Raw genomic sequence first — 3,795 nt, 5'->3', positions numbered from 1 at the left:
TCGCGGCTATCGCGTGTCTGGCCGGGGCGCAGGTAGGTCTGGGGCAGGCGATATTCACCGACCCACAGCGGCACCTCACGCGTCGCGAGCAGATGGCCATCATCGGCATACAGGCGCAGTCTGGCCTGCACGCCGATGACACTCTGGCCGGCCGTGTTGTCGAGGCTGAACTGCAGAAGCGCCTCGTCATCCTCTTCGCTCACCGAGGACAGACGCGCGACCAGTCCATCGCGGTGGCCTTCACTCAACAGCCGCGGATTGGCCAGCGCGCTGCTGTTGAGGCGTGACGCGCTGTCAGGCGCTGCGTTGCTGGCACTGGTAGAGGCCGCACCGGCTGATGGTGAGGTCGAGTCGCCCGGCGCAGTGACCGCCGCCGTCACCGGCACAGCCGTCGAGGTCGGCACCAGCGCGCTGCCAGCGCCAGTTTCCACGGACGGTTGTGTGGCCGGGGCGGAAGCGGCCTGTACCTCATCCAGCTGATATTCCCAGCTGTGGTCCGGCTTGAGCAGGATCTTGACGCCGCTGTCGAGCGTCACGGTGACTGGCTGGCTGATCGGCAGGCTATCGGCCAGCGCCAGCGGACTTGCGCTGGCTGCCAGCAGCAGTGCGGTCGCCAGGCGCAGTCGTGGGCGCAGATTCATCGTCATGCCAGCTCCTCAGGCAGTGATGCGTTCGACGCCACTTTCGCGTCCCACCAGCAGCACATCGGCACCGCGTGCCGCGAACAGACCGTTGGTGACGACACCGACGATGGCGTTGATGCGCGCTTCCATGGCGATCGGGTCCTCGATCAGGAAATTGTAGCAATCGAGGATACGGTTGCCGTTGTCGGTCAGCACGCCATCGCGGTAGACCGGGTCGGCGCCCAGCTTGACCAGCTCACGCGCGACATAGGAGCGCGCCATCGGAATGACTTCCACCGGCAGCGGGAAGCCGCCGAGAATATCCACCTGCTTGGAGCCATCGGCGATGCACACGAAGCGCTCGGCGCAGGCCGCGACGATCTTCTCGCGGGTCAGCGCGGCGCCGCCGCCCTTGATCATCGCCAGGCGCGGGTCGATCTCGTCGGCACCATCCACGTAGACCGGCACGGTGCCGACATGGTTGAGTTCGAAGACGTCGATGCCATGGCCCTTGAGGCGCTCGGCAGTGGCTTCGGAGCTGGCGACGGCGCCGGCGAAGTCGTGACGCACTTCCGCCAGCGCATCGATGAACAGATTGGCCGTCGAGCCGGTGCCGACGCCGATGATGGTGTCGCGGCTCAGCAGTGGGCGAATCTCGTCAAGGGCGGCGCGGGCCACGGCCTGCTTCAGCTCATCCTGGGTCATGTGATACCTCGGGTCGGTGGGGCGGTGGTGAAAGTGGGCATTGGCGCGGTCTTCCCCGCGTGGCCAGCAGTTTACCGCCGACAGGCACTGGAAAACGGCTTGACGTGAAGCGCAACGCCGGAAAACGCCACATTATAACGGCAAACCCGGCGATGGCGCTGGACGCTCTCGCCAGCGGTCTGATAACAATGGGGGTTCGGTCGCGCTCATGCGGCCCGCGCTGTGACACATCAGGACATTCCTATAATGCTCGAACATTACGTCAAGAAAATCCTGTCGGCTCGTGTCTACGAAGCCGCCCATGAAACTCCGCTCTCGCCGGCACCCTTGTTGTCGCGTCGTTTCGGCAATCACATCTTCATCAAGCGTGAAGACCTGCAGCCTGTCTATTCCTTCAAGATTCGCGGCGCCTACAACAAGATGGCCCAGCTGACGGATGAACAGAAGGCGTGTGGCGTGATTGCGGCCTCGGCCGGCAATCATGCGCAGGGCCTGGCGATGGCGGCCAAGCTGATGGGCGTCAAGGCAGTGATCGTGATGCCGCGCATTACGCCGGAAATCAAGGTGCAGGCCGTGCGCGAGCGCGGCGCGCGGGTGATTCTCAAGGGCGACGCCTTCCCCGAGGCACTGGCCCACGCGCGTACCCTGATGGACGAGCACGGCTATACCTTCATTCCGCCCTATGATGACCCGGATGTCATTGCCGGCCAGGGCACCGTCGGCATGGAAATCCTGCGTCAGCACCCCGGCAAGATCGATGCGATCTTCGTGCCGGTCGGGGGCGGTGGTTTGATCGCCGGTGTCGCGGCCTACGTGAAGTACCTGCGCCCCGAGATCCGCGTCATCGGGGTCGAGGCGGAAGATGCCGCCTGCCTCAAGGCAGCCATGGAAGCCGGCGAACGCGTGGTGCTGGACCAGGTCGGCGTGTTCGCCGAGGGCGTGGCGGTCGCGCAGATCGGCGCGGCACCGTTCGAGCTCATCCAGCACACCGTCGATGAGGTCATCACCGTCAATACCGACGAGATGTGTGCGGCGGTCAAGGACATCTTCGAGGATACGCGCGCCGTCTCCGAAACCAGTGGCGCACTGTCACTGGCGGGCCTCAAGAAATACGTCCAGCAGTCAGGCGCGGAAGGGGAGACGCTGGTGTGCATCAACTCCGGTGCCAACACCAACTTCGATCGCCTGCAGCACATTGCCGAGCGCACCGAGCTGGGCGAGCAGCGTGAGGCGATTCTGGCCGTGACGCTGCCGGAGCGCCCGGGGGCCTACAAGCAGTTCTGCAAGGTGATCGGCAAGCGCATGGTCACCGAGTTCAACTATCGCTATGCCAACCCGGAGGAAGCGCATGTCTTCGTCGGCGTGCAGGTCAAGCCGGGCGGTGAAGACCGCGCCGCTGTGGTCGAGAAGCTGCGTGAGGCGGGCTATGCGGTGGAAGACCTGACCGACAACGAACTGGCCAAGCTGCACACGCGTCATCTGGTCGGTGGGCGCACGACCAGCGATCTCGAGGAAGAGGTCTATCGTTTCGAATTCCCGGAGCGCCCTGGCGCCCTGATGAATTTCCTCACCCACCTGCCGGCGGACTGGAATATCTCGCTGTTCCACTACCGTAACCACGGCGCGTCGCATGGCCGGGTGTTGATCGGAATGCAGATCCCCAATGGCGACCGCGCGCGGGTCGAGGAATATTTCAATGAGATAGGCTATCGCTTCTGGAAAGAGAGCGACAATCCCGCCTATCGCCTGTTTCTGTCCTGAGCGAGGCAAGCGATGGGGCGATGATGGCTATATGAGTCATTTGCGTTGAAGGCGGCGAGCTGAGGCGCAGCTCATCATGCTTCATTGGTCATATTCGTGGAAAGAAAAGCCCCGGCCTTCGCGTGGAAGGCCGGGGCTTTTTCATGCGTATCCGGCGGGCATGCCGCAGGAAATTCCACATTTCATGCCAGGCGCGAAAAAGAACGGTGTTTTTGATGGAAGCCCTTGTCGGCTTGGGCGAGCAGACATCAAAAGCTGCGTGGAAAAGCGTCCATTCAAACGATTGCATGGTGATTGTCATACAGAAGTCAGATGCCTATCATCTGGTCACTGTCAGGAAGACAGTCATCGACAACCGTCACGCGAAAGCCACTGACGATATAAGAAGAAGCCCGCTCTCATGAAACGTAAGCCCGATCTGGTCATGGCCCTGGTATTCATCTTCGGGATTGGTGTAGTGGCAACCGGCTACGCCCAGACCGTAATGGGTTCCTGAATCCTGCGCTGCTGCCCTCACCGGCGGTAGCGGTGCTGCTGGCGTCAGTCTCTCTGGCGCCACGCACCCATGCCATGACCCTCCTGCCAGGCTTTCCAGCGTTTCTGCTCCCGGCTTTCCAGCTCCCCGACTCCCCCTCAGCTTGACCCCTCGTCTGGCTTCACTGCGTTGCTGCTTCGCCTCCTCACAGATAGCCCCTTTCTGCCTGCT

General features: G+C 62.8%; 3 protein-coding genes. 1 reads left to right on the top strand and 2 read right to left on the bottom strand.

The window, feature by feature from the left end; translation table 11 throughout:
- Together AC4FAH_RS10010 and rpiA are read right to left on the bottom strand one after the other, a co-directional pair.
- On the bottom strand, positions 1 to 647 hold a 647-nt coding region (locus AC4FAH_RS10010; protein WP_490245968.1), incomplete at its 3' end, for a DUF3157 family protein.
- A 9-nt stretch (positions 648 to 656) separates the two neighbouring features.
- Positions 657 to 1,328: a ribose-5-phosphate isomerase RpiA gene (gene rpiA / locus AC4FAH_RS10005; RefSeq protein WP_054556388.1), complete on the bottom strand. Its 672-nt coding sequence runs from the start codon at positions 1,326 to 1,328 to the stop codon at positions 657 to 659.
- Between the two features lie 237 nt (positions 1,329 to 1,565).
- Here rpiA and ilvA point away from each other — a divergent pair, with 237 nt between their 5' ends.
- The gene (gene ilvA / locus AC4FAH_RS10000) at positions 1,566 to 3,089 is read left to right on the top strand and encodes a threonine ammonia-lyase, biosynthetic (protein ID WP_263643043.1); all 1,524 of its coding nucleotides are present in this window, start codon (positions 1,566 to 1,568) and stop codon (positions 3,087 to 3,089) included.
- Positions 3,090 to 3,795 lie beyond the last annotated feature (706 nt).

The organism is Cobetia sp. (assembly GCF_983723665.1).
This window is presented reverse-complemented; position numbering and strand designations above follow the sequence as displayed.

Excerpts from the sequence above, each read along its gene's own strand:
- rpiA (WP_054556388.1), bottom strand. The coding sequence starts at position 1,328 with ATGACCCAGGATGAGCTGAAGCAGGCCGTGGCCCGCGCCGCCCTTGAC.